18 protein-coding genes are annotated in these 16115 nt (G+C 69.7%); 9 read left to right on the forward strand and 9 right to left on the reverse strand.

The window, feature by feature from the left end:
- Positions 1-232 precede the first annotated feature (232 nt).
- From paaA to VKT83_04755, 5 genes are read left to right on the forward strand one after another with little or no spacing between them, the layout of a single operon-like run.
- Positions 233-1177: a 1,2-phenylacetyl-CoA epoxidase subunit PaaA gene (paaA, locus tag VKT83_04735; protein HLY21756.1), complete on the forward strand. Its 945-nt coding sequence runs from the start codon at positions 233-235 to the stop codon at positions 1175-1177.
- The gene (gene paaB / locus VKT83_04740; GenBank protein ID HLY21757.1) at positions 1174-1530 is read left to right on the forward strand and encodes a 1,2-phenylacetyl-CoA epoxidase subunit B; all 357 of its coding nucleotides are present in this window, start codon (positions 1174-1176) and stop codon (positions 1528-1530) included. The genes paaA and paaB overlap by 4 nt, the downstream gene beginning before the upstream one ends.
- Positions 1531-1532: 2 nt before the next feature.
- Entirely contained in the window at positions 1533-2315 is a 783-nt protein-coding gene (gene paaC, locus VKT83_04745) for a 1,2-phenylacetyl-CoA epoxidase subunit PaaC (protein ID HLY21758.1), read from the forward strand.
- Complete coding sequence (paaD, locus tag VKT83_04750) at positions 2312-2821, forward strand: 1,2-phenylacetyl-CoA epoxidase subunit PaaD (protein ID HLY21759.1); 510 nt, start codon at positions 2312-2314, stop codon at positions 2819-2821. The genes paaC and paaD overlap by 4 nt, the downstream gene beginning before the upstream one ends.
- 18 nt (positions 2822-2839) lie before the next feature.
- Positions 2840-3295 (forward strand): hypothetical protein, encoded by a 456-nt coding sequence (locus tag VKT83_04755; GenBank protein HLY21760.1) that lies wholly within the window; start codon positions 2840-2842, stop codon positions 3293-3295.
- A gap of 16 nt (positions 3296-3311) precedes the next feature.
- Here VKT83_04755 and VKT83_04760 read toward each other — a convergent pair whose 3' ends face one another.
- Both VKT83_04760 and VKT83_04765 read right to left on the reverse strand, forming a co-directional pair.
- Positions 3312-4412 (reverse strand): M20/M25/M40 family metallo-hydrolase, encoded by a 1101-nt coding sequence (locus tag VKT83_04760; protein ID HLY21761.1) that lies wholly within the window; start codon positions 4410-4412, stop codon positions 3312-3314.
- A gap of 111 nt (positions 4413-4523) precedes the next feature.
- Positions 4524-5390 carry a dihydrofolate reductase family protein gene (locus tag VKT83_04765; GenBank protein ID HLY21762.1) on the reverse strand — a complete coding sequence of 289 codons (867 nt, stop codon included), beginning with the start codon at positions 5388-5390 and terminating at the stop codon, positions 4524-4526.
- A 129-nt stretch (positions 5391-5519) separates the two neighbouring features.
- Here VKT83_04765 and VKT83_04770 point away from each other — a divergent pair, with 129 nt between their 5' ends.
- Together VKT83_04770 and VKT83_04775 are read left to right on the forward strand one after the other, a co-directional pair.
- Positions 5520-6029, forward strand: a complete 510-nt coding sequence (locus VKT83_04770; protein ID HLY21763.1) for a hypothetical protein — start codon at positions 5520-5522, stop codon at positions 6027-6029.
- Positions 6030-6035: 6 nt separating this feature from the next.
- Positions 6036-6407 (forward strand): hypothetical protein, encoded by a 372-nt coding sequence (locus VKT83_04775; protein HLY21764.1) that lies wholly within the window; start codon positions 6036-6038, stop codon positions 6405-6407.
- Positions 6408-6457: 50 nt separating this feature from the next.
- Here VKT83_04775 and VKT83_04780 read toward each other — a convergent pair whose 3' ends face one another.
- The 4 genes from VKT83_04780 to VKT83_04795 are packed head-to-tail and all read right to left on the reverse strand — an operon-like array spanning position 6458 to position 11448.
- Positions 6458-7747 carry a DUF1501 domain-containing protein gene (locus VKT83_04780; protein HLY21765.1) on the reverse strand — a complete coding sequence of 430 codons (1290 nt, stop codon included), beginning with the start codon at positions 7745-7747 and terminating at the stop codon, positions 6458-6460.
- Positions 7748-7776: 29 nt separating this feature from the next.
- On the reverse strand, positions 7777-9180 hold the full coding sequence (locus VKT83_04785; GenBank protein ID HLY21766.1) for a DUF1800 domain-containing protein: 1404 nt from the start codon (positions 9178-9180) through the stop codon (positions 7777-7779).
- Between the two features lie 60 nt (positions 9181-9240).
- A complete protein-coding gene (locus VKT83_04790; protein ID HLY21767.1) occupies positions 9241-10446 on the reverse strand; it encodes a M20 family metallopeptidase in 1206 nt (401 codons plus the stop codon).
- 15 nt (positions 10447-10461) lie between these two features.
- Positions 10462-11448, reverse strand: coding sequence for a tyrosine-type recombinase/integrase (locus VKT83_04795; protein ID HLY21768.1), 987 nt, complete (start codon positions 11446-11448; stop codon positions 10462-10464).
- Between the two features lie 189 nt (positions 11449-11637).
- On the opposite strand from VKT83_04795, the gene VKT83_04800 reads away from it, so the two are divergent.
- Positions 11638-11886 (forward strand): hypothetical protein, encoded by a 249-nt coding sequence (locus VKT83_04800; GenBank protein ID HLY21769.1) that lies wholly within the window; start codon positions 11638-11640, stop codon positions 11884-11886.
- 90 nt (positions 11887-11976) lie between these two features.
- Here the strand turns inward: VKT83_04800 and VKT83_04805 are convergent, their stop codons facing one another.
- From VKT83_04805 to VKT83_04815, 3 genes are all read right to left on the reverse strand, one after another.
- Positions 11977-13326, reverse strand: a complete 1350-nt coding sequence (locus VKT83_04805) for an aspartate aminotransferase family protein (GenBank protein ID HLY21770.1) — start codon at positions 13324-13326, stop codon at positions 11977-11979.
- Between the two features lie 67 nt (positions 13327-13393).
- Positions 13394-14557 (reverse strand): Xaa-Pro peptidase family protein, encoded by a 1164-nt coding sequence (locus tag VKT83_04810; protein ID HLY21771.1) that lies wholly within the window; start codon positions 14555-14557, stop codon positions 13394-13396.
- A gap of 55 nt (positions 14558-14612) precedes the next feature.
- Positions 14613-15053: a cupredoxin domain-containing protein gene (locus tag VKT83_04815; protein HLY21772.1), complete on the reverse strand. Its 441-nt coding sequence runs from the start codon at positions 15051-15053 to the stop codon at positions 14613-14615.
- A 323-nt stretch (positions 15054-15376) separates the two neighbouring features.
- On the opposite strand from VKT83_04815, the gene VKT83_04820 reads away from it, so the two are divergent.
- A partial coding sequence (locus tag VKT83_04820) for a PAS domain-containing protein (protein ID HLY21773.1) occupies positions 15377-16115 on the forward strand: 739 nt, incomplete at its 3' end.

Genomic DNA, 16115 nt, shown 5'->3' on the forward strand with positions numbered 1-16115 from the left:
CGCTGGGAGGAGACCTACAACAACGTCCGGCCGCACCAGGCGCTCGGTTACCTCACTCCGAACGAGTACCTCGCTCAATGGCAGGCGGCTCAGCGATGAATTTGGAGGCTGGTGTAGTCGGATCTACTGGACCAGTACACGCACTTGACAGTGTCTGCGGCCGCTTCTACAATTGTTTGTGACGACTTTTTGTCTTGATATGAAACTTCGTCACAGAACAAGGAGCTTCCGGATGGCTAACGCTCCCGTGCCGCAGGAAGACCCGGAGCAGCTGGCGCGGTTCAACGCCCGGATTTCCGCCGGCGACCAGCTCGAGGCCGGGGAGTGGATGCCGCAGCAGTACCGTTTCGAGGCGCAGCGCCTCATCCAGATGCACGCCAACTCGGAGATCATGGGGGCGCTGCCGGAACGGGAGTGGATCCCGCGGGCGCCGACGCTCGCGCGCAAGATGGCGTTGACGGCCAAAGTCCAGGACGAGGTCGGCCACGGCATGCTGTTGTACCGCGTCGCGGAAACGCTCGGCCGGCCGCGCGAGGAGATGTACGCGGAACTCGTCGAGGGCCGCGCCCGCTTCCACAACGTGTTTCACTATCCCGCGGAGACGTGGGCGGACGTGGCGATCATCCAGGTATTCGTCGACGGCGCGGCGATGCAGACGCAGGGAGCGCTGCGCTCGTGCTCGTACGCGCCGTACTCGCGCGTGCTGAAGCGGATCTGCTACGAAGAGGACTTCCACATCCAGCTCGGCCTCGATGTGTGGCGGGCGCTCGCCGAGGGCACGCCGGCGCAGCGCGCGATGCTGCAGGACGCGCTCAACCGGTGGTGGACGCCGATCATCCATTTCTTCGGCATGCCGGACAAAGTGTCGCCCCATACCGAAGCGATGCTGGCCTGGCGCCTCAAGGTGAAGTCCAACGAAGAACTGCGGCAGCAGTTTCTGAGACGGTTCGTCCCAATCATTCTGGAATACGGTCTCGCGGTACCCGATCCCGGGCTGCGCTGGGTCGAGGCCGAGCAGCGCTACGTGTATACCGAGCCCGATTGGGAAGAACTCAAGCGCGTCGGCCGCAACGGCGGGCCGAAGAGCGCGGAGCGCCTGGCGCTGCGGCAGTCGTTCTACCGCCAGCACGCGTGGATTCGCGAAGCCCTCGGCCACCGGATCGCCGCGGCGGCATGAGCTCCCCGGCCATACCCGCGGGGTCCTGGGTCCGTGCCCTCGAGGCCCCGGCCGACGTGTGGGCGGTCTTCCTGCAGGCGCGCCGGCGGGACGCGCATGTCTACGTCGGCGACGTCCATGCGCCGGACGCGGAGATGGCGCTGCTCCTCGCCAAGGAGAACTATGCGCGCCGCGACCCGTGCGTCAGCCTGTGGGTCGTCCCGGCGCGCGACATTCGCGCGACCGCGGAGGACGCGGCGGAGATGTTCGTACCGGCGACCGACAAGAGCTACCGATTCGGCGGCTCCTACCGCCAGCAGCAGCGCGTGTACCGCGGCGGCTACCACACCGCCCCGACCGAGGACGACCGCTAGCCGTGCCGGCCGCCCTCGCAACGATCGCCGATCCCGCCGTCCGCGCGGCGTTCCGGGAGTGGCTGCTGCGCGTCGCCGACGACGAACTGACGATCGGCCACCGGCACTCCGAATGGACCGGCGTCGGGCCGGACATCGAAAGCGACGTCGCGATGAGCAGCATCGCGCAGGAAGAGCTCGGCCACGCGCGGCTGTTTTACGAGCAGGTCGCGGGCGACCAGCCCGGCGGCCCCGACCTCCTCGCGTTCGGCCGCCCGCCCGCGGAGTTTCGCAACGCGGTCCTGCTCGAGCAGCCGAACCACGGCTGGGAGTTTTCCATCGTGCGCCTCGCCCTGTACGAAACGTTCGAGGGACAGCGCCTCGGACTGCTGGCGCGGTGCGGACAGGAACCGGTCGCCGCGATCGCCGCGACGCTCGGACGGGAAGAGCGCTACCACGGGCTGTTCGCGGCGACGTGGCTCGAGCGGATGGCGCGGCCGTCCGCGGACGCCCGCGCGCGCGTGCAGGCGGCGCTCGACGCGGCGTGGCCCTACGCGCTCGGGTTCTTCGAGACGACCGAGGCCGATCCGATTTTGATCAACGCCGGGCTGCTGCACGAATCCGCGGAACGCCAGCGCGACGCGTGGGAGGCGGCGGTGCGGCCGCTGCTCGAGGGCTGCGGCCTGGCGATTCCGGCCGCGGCGCCGGCCCTGGGAGGCCGCCGCGGGGTGCATACGCCCGACCTCGCGCAGATGCACGCGGAGATGACCGAGGTCTGGCGTTCCGATCCGGAGGCGCGGTGGTGAGCGCCGCTCGCCCCGCGCCAGACGGGGTGACTCAGGCGCCGCTCGAACAGGCCGCCTGGGACGTGCTGCGCAGCGTCGAAGACCCCGAGCTCCCGATCGCGATCACGGACCTCGGCCTCGTGCGGGACGTGCGGGTCGACGGCGAGTCGCGCGTCAGCGTGCGGCTCGTGCCGACGTGGACCGCGTGCCCGGCGCTCGCGGTGATCCGCGGCCGCATCCGCGACGGCCTGCTCGCCATCCCCGGCGTGCGCGACGTGTCGGTGGAGTACACGTACGACGAGCCGTGGACGCTGGAGCGCATGACGGACCGGGGACGGGAGCAGCTCGCGGCGCACGGCCTCTCGGTCCCGTCCTGCCGCTTCGCCGAGCCGCCGGTCTGTCCGTACTGCGGGTCGCACGACGTCGCGATCGACAGCCTGTTCGGCCCGACGCTGTGCCGCTCCACGTACATCTGCCGGCACTGCCGCAACCCCTTCGAGCGCTTCAAGCCTCCGGCCGAATCGTAAGCGGTGACACAAAAGGCGGTGCCAATCTACGACTTGGGGGGAACGATGAGGAGCTGGCGCGCAAAGGCCGCGGTGCTTGCCTTGGGCATGGCCGTATTTTCCGTCACGCAGGTGGACAAGGCGTTCGGACTCGACATCGCGGGGATAACGGTCGGCGTGAAACCCACGCTGATCACGAGCGGAACGGACGTCATTCCTGGCTCAGTGAGGACGCCCGCCGTCTTCAAGCTGAGGATTCGCGTCAACACCAACGGAAAGAACTTACGGTTGTGCCTGGGCTCCCCAAGTGATTTCTCATCCGGGGCCTGCCCGCAACCGGTCGCGTTCTCGAGCCGCGACGGTTCGGGGCAGCTCAGGGAAGGCCTGGGAGTGGTTGACACGACCCAGCTGTTCGGGAAGGTGCTCTACATCTACAACGCCACGTCCGGTGCGCTCCCGACTGAAATCGTGAGCTTCACGCTGACCGTCGAGTGAACCGGCGCTTCACGGTTTAGATCGCGTCGATTACCGCCTGCAGCACGCTCGCGGCGGCGACCATGCCGGCGACCGTGGCGTGCTCGCCGGCGTTGTGCGCCTGGCCCGACGACCCGGGACCGAGGTTGACAAAGTCCCGGGTCCGCTCGGCAAAAATCGAGAGGTCCTGCCGCCCCTGCGAGAACTGTAGCGGCGCGTCGCCCTGGATCCGCGCGAGCGCCGCGGCCGCAACCGCGAGCGTGTGGCCGTTGCGGTCGGCCAGCGTGGGAAGACAGAGCTTCGTCACGTCGAGTTCGTGCGCGGTCCCGTCGATCGAGCCCCGCAGTTCGCCTTCGAACGTGCCGTAGTCTTCCCCGGGCGCGAGCCGCCGGTCGACGGTCAGGTGCAGCCGGTCGGGGATGATATTGTCCGCGATCCCGGCGCGCGCGGCGACGACGGAGAGGGAGGGGACGCTCTGAACGCCGGGCGCGACCTCGACCCCCTTGTGGCGGGCGGCCGTCTCGGCGATGCGCTTGATGACGTCCATCCCGCGGTAGATCGCGTTGTCGGCGCGGCGCCAATCCGACGAATGACCGCTGCGCCCCAACACGGTGAGATGTCCGATCGCGCGCCCCTGGCAGCCGACCCCAATCGACAGGCGCTTCTTCGCCTCGTCGTACGAGGGCTCGGTCGTGATCGCATAGTCGGGAGAGACCCGCCCGATCAGCCGGCGCACGCCGTTGCGCGGCGTCACGGCGCCGCCTTCCTCGTTGTTGGTGAAGGCGAACCAGGCGCGGACCTTCGGGCGCGCGTGCTGGGCCAGCCACATCATGCACGCGAGCCCCGCCTTCATGTCCGACGCGCCGAGGCCGATGATGCGGCCGTTCTCAACCCGCGGGGAGAACGGATCCTGCTTCCAGCCGTCGACCGGAGGGACCGTGTCCATGTGACCGTTGACGACGAGCAGGCGGTCGCCCGAGCCCACCTCGGCGGTCACGTTGCCTTCCTCGTCGCGCTCAACGCGGACGTTCGCGCGCTCGAGCGAGTCGTAAATGTACTGCGAGATCGCCGCTTCTTCGCCGGTCACGCTGCGGATCGCGACGAGATCGCAAAGCGTCCGCTCGAGATATGTGGCCATGTCCGTCACGAATCGATCGCCCCCTCGCGGTGCAAACGGCTCACGTGCCGTTGACGCATGCTTCGGTCGCGGCCGTCACCGGCCCTGCGGCAACAGCCACTCCCGGCTGCGCTACCGCGATGGATACACGATTCGGAATCGGTCGTACGACTCGATGAGCGACGTCCCGGTCGCGGGATCACGGAACGCGTACTCATACCGGCTGACCCGCGAAAGGAGCAGCGGACGCCCGTCCTCCGTGGCATCGGCGCCGATCGGCCGCAGCGCATGCGGATCGCTGGTCCCCAGCGGGCTCGTCGTCAAGAAGTAATCCATGACGAGCCGCTCCCTCATCAGCGCCGCCAGCACGCGCGGACCGCCTTCGGTCAGCACGAGCCGCACGCCGCGCGCACCGAGCGCCTGAACCGCCGCGCGCGCGGCCGGCCGCCCGTCCGGACCCGCGTCCACGCGGACGACCTCGACGCCGAGCGCCTCCACGCGCCGGACCTGCTCGGGGGTTGGCCGGTGGCCGGTGATGATCAGCCGGTCGAACCGCGGGTCGGTGAAGAAACGCCTCGCCAGCACTTCGTCGCTCCACGCGAGGTCGGTGGCGAGCAGCGCGGCGAGCAGCCGCGGACCGCGCCCGGCGGCGGCGCGGAGCGCCGCATCCCCCTCGGGCACCACCGCGGTGACGTCCTCGGCCAGCATCGTCCCGACGCCCGACAGCAACACGTCGGCCGACGTCCGCAGGCGTCCCAGGACGAACCGGTCCACCGGCGTCCCGATCGGCGCGGCCTTGCCGTCGATCGTCGCCTCGCCGTTCTGCGTCATCACCATGTTGGCGATCACGGACGGGAGGCCGTCCGGGCCCGGCGGCACGTCGAGGCGCGCGTAGAATTCGTCGAGCGACACGTCGCGCGGATAGGGCTCCGCGGCGTGCCACACCAACCGAACGGTGGGAGGGAGGGAGAGGCTGCGCTTCCAGCCGGCGCCGCTCACGATGCGCTCACGCGACCTCCTTCCGGACAGTCGCGCAACTTTCCCTCATCGGCGCCCGCCCGTTTCCGCGGCCTGCGTATCGCCGACCGCGCATTGACGGCCGCTCTGGATTGTTACTACGATGCTGTCATGTCTGCGATGGACGACACCGCTTGGCAGCACCTCTGGAAGGCGCTCGATGTACTCGCGGCACGGGCGCTCGATCTCCGGAGACTCTCCCAAGAAGAGCCGCTGAAGAAGGCCCGGCCCGATTATCCGCATGGCGGTATCGGGCGGTCGCACGAAGACGAGCTGCGCGCCGTCTTCGCGGACTTGGCGCGGACGCTTGCCGAGGTGACCCGGCTGCTGCCGTCCGTGCTGCCGGACGGAACGGCGCCACCAGACGTCGACGACGAAACCCCAAGCGCGCTCGCGGCCCGGCTCTCGACGCTCGAGAAGCTCACCGCCAACCTCGCGCGGGAGGCGTTCGAACCGCTGCCGCCGCTGCCCCCGCACGCGCCGCCGTACCTGGTGACGCTGCCGGGCCACGACCTGCCGGGGACTACAGCGCTGCTGCTCGGCAGCAATATCATCGAGACGGTCGGGGCGCTCCGCAACGCACTGCTGGCCGCCGCGAACGCGGCGCCACGCCGGCCGTAGGCGATCGTGACGTCGGCCTTTGCCTGCGATCTGACCGTCTTCACACCGGCGCAGAGGGAGCGCCTTCGCGCCCTGGTTCAGCGGGTATTCGGGGCGTGCCGGGACGCCGAGGAGTTGCCGGAAGGTTTCCGCCTGCGGTTTCCCCCCCAGGCGAACGACGGTGCGGCGCGGACGGCCGGCGACGGGCCGCTCGTCCTGTCCATCGCCGAATGGATCACGCTAGAGCGCCTGTGCTGCCCGAGCATCACGTTTGCAATCGAGTTCGAAGAGAAGCGGGGACCGATCGCGGTACGCATGACCGGCCGCCCCGGGATCAAGCCGTTTCTCCTTGCGGAGTTCAACGGCCGGATCTCCGAAAAACTGCCTCCCGCCCGGTAGACATCGGGGCGGGAGGCTACGATCTCACCGTGGATTCGTTCTAACCCTGGCTAACCGCCGACCGCCGCGGCAACATGCGGCTTGATCACGTCGAGCGGATCGAACTTGCCGCCGAGGATCGGATCGCTCCGCACGCCGAGCCACTGCTCGAGCACGGTGCTGTAGACGCTGCGAAAGTCGATCCGGTACTTGAGGTCGCCCTGATCGAGATCGGTCAGGCTCGGGTGCACGCCGTGCACGCCGGGCTTCACCTGGCCGCCGACGAGCAGCATGGGCGCGGCCGTCCCGTGGTCGGTGCCCCCGGAGGCGTTTTCGGCGACGCGCCGCCCGAACTCCGAGAACGTCATCAGCAGCACCTTGTCCTGAATGCCCTTCGTCTTCAGGTCGCCGAGGAACGCGCCGAGGCCCGCGCCCATCGACTCGAGCAGGCGGTCGTGCCGGCCGGCCTGCGTCACGTGGGTGTCGAACCCGCCGAGGCCGACGTAATAGACTTTGGTCGGCGACCCGGCCGCGATCAGCTCCGCGATAACCCGCAGCTTCTGCGCAAATGGATCTTTGGGATACCCGGATCCGGCGTCCTGCGCGAGCCGCCCGGCCAGTTTATTGAGGTCCGCCGCGGCAAGCAGCGCGTTCATCTCGGTGTGCGCGAGGAAGTCGACGAGCGGCTCCTCGCCCGGCACCGGCTGAATCAGCCGCCGGAACGCCTCGACCTCCGCGGGACCGCCGCCCTGCACCGGATGGAACCCGAACCGGGCGATGTCGTCGACGGCGACCACGCGCGGGGCGTCGCCCTGCATCGCGAGCGGCATCTCAGCCGACAGCGTCATGCCGGCGCTCGACCCGCAGTCGGGGCACTCGCTGTCGAAGAGCCGGCCGAGCCAGCCGGTCTTGGGTCCGGCGCCCGCCGGGTCGGCGGTCTGCCAGATCTCCATCGACCGGAAGTGGCTCCGGTTGGGGTTCGGATAGCCGACGCCCTGGACGACGGCCACGCGCCCATCGTCGTACGCGCTCTTGAGCGCGCTGAGCGCCGGGTGCAGGCCGACCTCGTCGGTCAGCCGGAGCACCTTCTGCTGCGGCACGGCGAGCTTCGGCCGCGCCCGGTAGTACTCGTCGTGCACGAACGGCACGACCGTGTTCAGGCCGTCGTTGCCGCCGCCGAGCTGCACCACGACGAGCGTGGGCCAGTCCGGCCGGCCCGCGGCGGACGCCGTCTGCCGAAGATCCCACGGGTTGTTGAGCGCGAGCGCCGTCCGCGTCAGAAACATCGGCGCGGTCCCGCCCGCGGCCAAGATGGTCAGCCCCTTGGTCAGAAACTCCCGCCGGGTCGTCATTGTGCGCATGGTTCGTTTCTCCCCTCGATGACGCGTCGTCAGGCGACCAGGTACTCGGGAAGGCTCATCACGAGATGCACGGCCTCTCGCGAGGCCCGCCCGCCGGTCGCGAGGGCGAGCGTGCCGTGCCGGTGCGGCGCGAGCGGGCGCGCCAGGAGCCGGGCGACGGCGGCCTCGAGCGTCGGGAACGCCGTGTCGTCGACGGGCCCGAGACGGCCGGAAATGAGCCCCGCGGCGAGATCGGTCCGCGCGAAGATCGTACCGGCGTTGATCCATGACGCGCCGCCGTGCCAGCCCGCCACGGTGGGCGGGAAGAACAGCCGCTGGCCCATCGCGCCGGTGGCCTGAAACACCCGCACCCAGTCCGGCGCGTTGATGCCGAGATGCCGCACCGCGCCGACCGCGAACTCGACCGGCCCTTTGACCTGGGCCAGCATCGCGTCCGGCCGGTAGAACGCCTGCGAGCGGAACAGCATCTTCAGCGCCGGCGAGAGGTCGTAGGCCGACGCGCGCAGCTGCCGCGCCATCGCGTCGACGAGCGCGGGATCGGGGGTGGGGGACACGAAGAACGCCGCGAGCTTGCGGGCGATCCACCGCGGCGTCGCCTCCTGCGCCAGGATGATCCGCATGATGTCGGCGCCGTCCCAGCGGCCGGCCTGCCCGAGAAACATCTTCGGGCCATCGTCGTGGATCGCCGGCTTGAAGTCAAAGACGCGGCGGTCGTCCCCCGTGCGGTAGTCGCGGAGCGTCCAGCCGGTCCAGGCGCGCGCGGATTCCTTCACGTCGTCTTCGGTGTAGTGCCCGATGCCCATCGTGAAGAGCTCCATGAGCTCGCGGGCCCAGTTCTCGTTCGGGTGGCCCTTCCGGTTGGCGTCGTTGTTGAGATAGCGCAGCATCGCGGGGTCGCGTGCCACCCCGTCGAGGAGCCGGGCGAAGTTGCCGGCCGCGTGGCGGCGGAACAGCTGGTTCTGGTTGAACATCGCGATCGCATCGTGCACGTCCGCGAACGCGCTGGTAAAGTGGCCGTGCCAGAAGAGGACCAGCTTCTCCTGCAGCGGCGCGGGGGACGTCGCCATACGGTCGAGCCACCAGGCCGCGAGCGCGACGATCGCGCGGCCGTGCTGGCGGCCCGTCTCCTGGTACAATCCGCGGAGCTCCGGATGCGTCTTGAGGTCGATTCGCTGCCTGGTCGCGCGCAGGGCCTCGAGCGTCGATTCCAACTGCCGCTCCGCGGCGCGGACGTCGTCGAAAACGGCCGGCGCTGCCGGCTCCGCGGGAAACGCGAACAGGGCGTCGACCGTGCGGTCGCAACCGGCGGCCACGGCGCGGTCCACCTCGTCCGGCAGGGGGCCGAAGCCGGCGCGACGGAGGAGATGCGCGGCTTTACGCGCGTCCCATGGATCGGCGGACGAGGGAGCAAACGGGTCGAGGACCCCGGGCATACCGAAACCTCCCCCAGCAGGAAGACTCCCCGCGCCGAGTGGGCCGGCGCGGCTTTCTCCTTAAGCGCGGGAAACGCGGCCTGAGTTCCCTCGAAAATCCGACCGGACCTGCTCGAGCACGGCGGGGGAGGCAAGCAGGTCGATCGCCGACATGACCATGACCTTCGCGTCGTTCAGCATCCCGGCGAGGCCGATCTCGGCCTTCCCGGCCTCGAGCGCCTCCCGCGTGTGCATGCCGACGCCGGGCGGACACGTGGGAAGCGTGTAGCTGACGGTGGGCACGGCCTGGCTCAGGTTGCCGAGATCCGTCGAGGCGCCGACGAAACGCTCCCGCATCTCGAACCCGAGCGCCGCCGCGTTGTCGCGCACGACGGCGGCAAGGGCCGGGACGTAGCGAAACGAATCGAAAAAGACGCCGCGCGAGGTCTCGACACGGGCGCCCGTCGCTTCCGCGGCCGCCCGGGCACACGCCTCCACGCGCTCCGCGAGGTAGCGGACGTACTCGCCGTCTGGGGCGCGTACGCCGAACTTCGCCGCGGCCCGCTCCGGAATGATGTTGACCGCCTGACCGCCGTCGGTAATGATCCCGTGGATACGGGAGTCCGGCTTCAGTTGCTGACGCAGCGCGCCGATGCCGTTGAACGTCAGAATCACCGCGTCCAGGGCATTGACGCCGTTCCACGGCCCGGCCGCCGCGTGGGCAGGTTTTCCGGTAAACGCGATGTCGATACCCTGAACGGCGAGGCAGCCGGTCGCGACCGACTCGTCAGCCCCCGCGTGATACTGCAGGGCGACGTCCAGACCCTCAAACGCGCCGCGCTCGAGCATCAACACTTTGCCGCCGCCGCCTTCCTCCGCCGGCGTGCCGTAGTAGGCGATCGTCCCGGGCAGGTCCGGCAGCACGGTGCGCAGCGCGGCAGCCGCGGCCATCATCCCCGCGGCCATCAAATTATGCCCGCAGGCGTGGCCGAGTCCGGCGAGGGCGTCGTATTCGGCGATCAACCCGACCGTCGGGCCCGGCCCGCGGCCGGCCGCCCGCGCGACGATCGCCGTCTCGATGTCGGCGACCCCGCGCCGCACGGTGTAGCCGTGGCGCTCGAGCGCTTCGCCGACCCATGCCGCCGCCTGGCGCTCCTCGAAGCCGAGTTCCGGGTGGGCATGGATGCGCAGCGCCAGTTCGCGCGCTTCCGCGGCCACCGCGTCCAGCGCCGCGAGGGCCCGCGTCTTCAAGGACGTGGTGTCGGCATCGGCGGGGCGGGGGCTCATCGGGTCGACCTCCTTTTACTTATGGCGGGAGGCGACCGCGGGCCGCCTATCGCCCCGCTCACGCGGGACCGGCGGCGCGGGACGATCGTAACGCAGACGCCGCGCCGCCTCGCGCAACCGGGCGTCCGTTACCTCATAGTAGACCTGCGTCGTCACCGGGCTCTGGTGACCGAGCAGCCGCTGCGCCTCCTCGATGCCGAGCCCGATGTTGGCCATTTGCTGCCCGGCCGTGTGACGCAAATGGTGGAAGGCGATCCCGTCCGGGATCGGCACGCGCGCCCGGGCGGCGTACTGCTTGAAGATCTTCTCCACGCTCGCGTAGTGCAGCCGCGCGCGCCTGCGCTGAAACGGCATCCGGAAGAACAAGGCGGTCGTCGCCACGGTGGGCCGGACCGCGACCCACCGCGCGAGCGCGGCCCGCGCGTCGGCCGTGAGCGGCAGCACCTGCTCCTTGCCCCCCTTGCGCCAGACCACAATCGCGGCGCGGTCGGGATCCGCGAGCGCGATGACCCGCTCGATGTCGAGCCGGATGACCTCGCTGACCCTTAGACCCATGAGCCCCAGTTCGGCCATCGCGCGATCGCGCAGCACCCGCGGCTGGTCGCCTTCGAAGGCGTCGCGGAACCGCGCGACCTGCTCTTCCGTCCACCACCGGTGCACGCGTTTGGTGCGCCGGGGCGGCCGCAGATCAAGGGCGACGGAGAACTGACGCCCCTGGCGCCGGCGGAGCCATTCGTAGAACTGACGCAGCCCCGTGATCCGGCGGGCGCGGGTCGCCGTTGCGAGACCGGCTTCGGTCATGCGGCGGGTAAACCGGAGGAGATCGTCGGGCCGCGCGCCCTCGAGATTGCCCTCCACGTAGGCGGCGAAGTCTCCGACGTCCCTGACGTAGGCGACGCGCGTGTTGACGGAGCGCCCGTTGCCCTCGAGATCGGTCCACCACTCGAGGAGCAGGGGATGCGTCGACGGAACCGGGGACCTGAGCCGCCGGCGTGCTGGCATCTGTCGACCTCCGGATACGCTGCTGCGACTGTTGGCGGGCCGCGGGACTCCCGACGGGATAATGTCCGGCCGCGGAGGGGTTCGCAGCACCGGCGGGCTTCTCCTGTTGCCGGAGGGCTTGGGGGCGCGCCCGGCCAAGAAGAAGGACCGTGCCGCGCCCCGAGGCGCGGCCGGAGCAGGGGGACGACAATGGAACAGCGGGTCGTATGCGCAACGTGCGGCAAACCGTACGCGCCCGGGGCGAAACCGTGGTTTGAGCGGATCGAGGGCGACATCACGAGCGGCCGTACGGACGCGCCGCTGCGCCACGTCCTGTTGTGCCCGGACGACTACGCGAAGCTGCCTCCGCGCTCGCGCATGGCGTGGCACGAGTACACCGGCCGCACGCAGGGACCGACGCGGGAGAGGCGTCCGGGACGTCTCGGCGAGTCCGCGTAGGACCACGCCGGAACGCATGCCACGACGCGGGGCCCGGAAGACTCCGGGCCCCGCGTCGTTTGTCCGGGCGAGACCGCCCGCGCCGAAGCGCTACTTCGCCGCGGCGATCACCGATTCTCTGAGGATCGCCGAGATCCGGTCGATCGTCTCTTCGGGCGTCATGAGCGGCGGGGCGACGCAGATCGTGTCGCCGACCGCGGGATCGGCCGACCCGGCCCGGATTCTCGCGATGAGGCCGCGCGACCGGGCTTCCCGCACGACGCGGCCGCCGAGCCCGAGGGCCGGCTTCTTGGTCTTCTTGTCCTCCACCAATTCGACGGCGCACATGAGCCCGAGCCCCCGCACGTCTCCGACCGGCGCCAGGTCGCGCAGCGTCTCCAATCCGGCCAGCAGCCGGCGTCCGATCACGGCGGCGCGCTCGACCAAGCCCTCGCGCTCCATGATGCCGACGTTCGCGAGCCCCACGGCGCAGCACACCGGATGGCCGGAGTAGGTGGCCGCGTGCATGTACTTCTGGTCGGCCGGCGCTTCAAGGAGCGTGCCGTGCACCCGCTCCGAGAGGATGATGCCGCCGAGCGGGAGGTACGCGCTCGTGACGCCCTTCGCAAACGAAACGATGTCCGGCTCGACGTCCCAATGCCCCAGCGCGAACCAGCGTCCGGTGCGCCCGAAGCCGGTGATCACCTCGTCGGCGATGAACAGCACGTCGTATTTGTTGCAGATCGCGCGGACCCGCTGGAAGTAGCCGGGGGGCGGGGGAATGACGCCGCCGGCGCCCTGCACGGGTTCCGCGATGAACGCCGCCACGGTGTCCGGGCCTTCGCGGACGATCGCCTGTTCGAGCGCATCCGCGGCCTCGGCCGCGACGTCGCCGCCGGTCGGCCAGCGATACGCGTACGGCGCCGGGATCTGGACGAAGTTGGGCACGAGGGGCCCGAACATTTTGTGGAACGCGGCCATCCCGGTCGCGCTCATGGCGGCCATCGTCACGCCGTGATATCCGTGCACGCGCGAGATGATTTTGACCTTATCGGGGTTGCCCCGGACCTTCCAGTAGAAGCGGGCCGTCTTGAACGCGGATTCGTTCGACTCCGCCCCGCCGGTCGTGAAGTAGACGCCCGACGAGCTCGGGTAGGCGAGGTGGACGAGGCGCTCCGCCAGCCGGATGGACGGGATGTTCGCCGCGCCGATGTAGCTCGAGTTGAAGGCGAGCCGGCGCATCTGGTCGGCCGCGGCCTCCGCGAGCTCGGCCCGGCCGTGCCCGATGTTGACGTTCCAGAGGCTCGACAGCCCGTCGATGTACTCGCGGCCGTCCGCGTCCTTAAGCATCGCACCGCGGCCTTCGACGATGAGCACGGCGTTCTGGTGGTCGCTGGGGTGGTGCAGCGGGTGGATCAGGTGACGCTGGTCCTGCGCGATCAGTTCCCTCGTGGTGGCCATACACGCTCCCTCCGACGCGACGACTGCTGCGATACTGTTCTCTGCGGGCCGAGGGGTCCCTGTACCCTCAGCCGCCCGCGACGACGCACCAGTCGCGATCGACGTCGCCGAGCCCCTCGCAGCCGTCGCGTGTGACGACCACGCTGTCCTCGATCTTGATGTGGCCCACGTCCGGGTGGCGGACTTCCGTCTCGATCGACAGGACCATGCCGGGCTCGAGGCGGCGGGGGCCGTCCTCGGCGACGACCGGCGGTTCGTGGCTCACCATCCCGAGTCCGTGGACCAGCAGGCGGCCGTACTCGGCGGCGGGACCGGTCTTGACCGCGTCCGTGCCGGTATGCCAGACTTCACCGCACGTGACGCCCGGCCCCACCGCGGCGCGCACGCGGGTCTGCGCGGCGACGCAGACCTCGAACAACGCGGCGGCTTCCGCAGGCGGCGCGCCGACCGAGCCCATGCGGGCGACGTCGGCGACGTACTCGTCGAGTTCGGCCCCCACGTCGAGGTGCATCGGTCGTCCGCGCCCCCATGGCTCAGACGACGGCGCGCGGAGCAGCCCCGGGCCCACGTTGACGAGCGAGTAGAGAAACCCGGCGCCGCGCTCCCCGACGTGCCGCTGGATCTTCGCCGAGATCTCGCCCGTCGTATCGGAGGCGGTGCTCTCGTAAAAGGCGCGCCGGATGACCTCCGCGGTGAGGCGGTGGACGTCGCGCAGGCGCTCCAACTCGCGCGGCTGCTTGATCGCCCGCAGCTCTCCGAGCAGCGGCGCGGCGTTCACGAACGTCGCCTCGGGCAGCTCGCGGCGAAGGGCGTCGTAGGCGTCGGCGGGGAGGAACGAGGACTCGATCGCGACGGTGGCCGCGCCGTGGCCGCCCGCGCGCAAGGCGCGGGCGGCCACGGCCGCCGCATCCTCCGACATGCTCGGCCCCCGCGGCACCCAATGCCGGTCGGCGATCCAGAACGGCCCGAACGCGTCGATGTAGTGCTGCTCGTCGAGAATCTGGTCGCGCCGGCCCACGTAGAACGCGGAGTGCGGCCGCGCCACCGGTACGGCGACGAACGACAAATACTGACCGCCGCCGAACCGCGACGCGCGCGCGAAAAAGTGCAGGTAATACCCGCCGGTCAGGTACCGGACGTTGTGGCGCGTGCTGGCCAGTACTACGTCGACCTGCTGCTCGCGCGCCAGACGCGCCAGCCGTTCGACGTCGAAGGGCGGTGCGGGGGTCACGCGGCGTCGTTCGCCCGGGAGCGGGGGAGGTCCTGCGGCGGCCGCGGCTAGCGGTCTAGCGGTTGGGAGCGTACCCGGGCGGCCACACGACAAACGCGCCGGTCTGGCCCTTCGACGCGTGGTTGTAGGACGAGCAGTAGAACGTCCACTGACCGCGGCCGGCCGGGACGAAACTGATCTCCGCGCTCTTGCCCGGCTCAACCAGCACGTACTTGACGCCGTCCTTCGTCACACCCTGTTTCGCCTGGCCGGTGACAGTGTAGTCCACCATCGAGAGGTACTGGGACGCAAATGTGTGCGCGTAGTCCGGCTTCGGATCGACGTTGGTCAGCTGCACGACCACACGCCGCCCCGCGTTGAAGGTCAGAACGTTCGGCGTGAACTTGAAGGAATCCATGGACACCTTGACGACCTGGACCGGCTGGGCCGGCGCCGCGGCGCCAAGTCCGAGCAGCAGCGCGAATGCGAGAACTCCCGCGATTGTTGCGCGTCCCATTGTCTCCTCCCGACGGCTTGAATCTTCGCCGCTTCACCCGCACGCGACCAGTGTAGTGAACGCCACGGCACTACGATACGTATCTTACGTAAACAGGCGGTCACGTTGTACCAGGATACCCGACCTCGAACATACGATCCATATGCACATTCCCAGACATAACTCCCGTATTTCGATGTTTAAGGCCGAAGAGCCGGGGGAATGCACTGAAATTAGGGGCTCATTGGGTATTGGGCCGCGCCGGGAAACGTATGCCGAGAAACGGTAGGGCGGAGAAGACGACGCGGTCACAACCGGACAATCCACGACTGGGGGGAGTGCACGTGGAGCGTAAGCGGCAGTCCACGGACGTGCTGCAGACCGCCAGGGTTGCGCCCGAGCGCCTCGAAGGCGCCCGGGCCACCGGGGCGATGGACGCCAACATCATCATCGGCAACGCGCCCGACCCGGTATTCGTCTCCGACCTCGAAGGCCGTATTCTCCAGACGAACGACGCGGTATCGCAGCTCCTCGGGTTCCGCCGCGACGAGGTGATCGAGCAGTCCCTGTCGCGGTTTATTTCCCCCGAGGAAACCCGCGAGTTCCTCGCCGCGCTCCGCGAGGTCGTCGAGCGCGGCGTGACCCGGAACGTCCGCCTCAACCCGAAGAGCGCCACGGGGGAGATCATTCCGACGGCGCTCAACGCCTCGGCCCTGCGCGACTCGAACGGCAAGGCGATCGGCGCGATCGGCATCCTCCGGGACATGCGCGAGATCGGCAAAGCCCGCGCCTACGCGGAGGCCCTGATCAAGAACGCCCCGGACCCCGTGTTCGTCTCCGACCTCGAAGGCAAGATCATCGAATCGAACGACGCGGTCTCGCAGCTCCTCGGCTTCCGCCGCGACGAAGTGATCGAGCAGTCGCTCTCCCGGTTCATCTCGCCCGAGGAGACCCGCGAGTTCCTCGCCGCGCTCCGCGAGATCGACGAGCGCGGCGTGATCCGGAACGGCCGCCTCAACCCGCGGTCCGCGACCGGCGAGGTCATTGCGACGACGCTCAACGCCTCGGCCCTGCGCGACTCGG

Source organism: bacterium (assembly GCA_035308905.1).
Taxonomy (GTDB): domain Bacteria; phylum Sysuimicrobiota; class Sysuimicrobiia; order Sysuimicrobiales; family Segetimicrobiaceae; genus DASSJF01.